This window comes from Pseudomonas frederiksbergensis, from assembly GCF_003732665.1.
Lineage (GTDB): Bacteria > Pseudomonadota > Gammaproteobacteria > Pseudomonadales > Pseudomonadaceae > Aquipseudomonas > Aquipseudomonas frederiksbergensis_G.
In genome coordinates this window covers 1-255 of the sequence record NZ_MOBP01000045.1, presented here as the reverse complement: position 1 = coordinate 255, position 255 = coordinate 1, and the positions used below count along the sequence as shown (strand labels likewise).

The 255-nt window shown below is 52.9% G+C and carries 1 tRNA gene; it reads left to right on the top strand.

Annotated features, from left to right (window positions below):
* The first annotated feature begins 81 nt into the window (after positions 1-81).
* Positions 82-158: transfer RNA gene (locus tag BK665_RS33060), tRNA-Ile, on the top strand.
* Positions 159-255: the final 97 nt, after the last annotated feature.

Sequence of the window (255 nt, the reverse complement as noted above, 5' to 3'; positions counted from 1 at the left end):
TCGACGACATCAGCTGCTCCATAAGTTCCCACACGAATTGCTTGATTCATTGAAGAAGACGATTAAAAGCAGCTCGAAATTGGGTCTGTAGCTCAGTTGGTTAGAGCGCACCCCTGATAAGGGTGAGGTCGGCAGTTCGAATCTGCCCAGACCCACCAATTTTGCTTGTGTGGGAAACGCCTGTAGAAATACGGGGCCATAGCTCAGCTGGGAGAGCGCCTGCCTTGCACGCAGGAGGTCAACGGTTCGATCCCG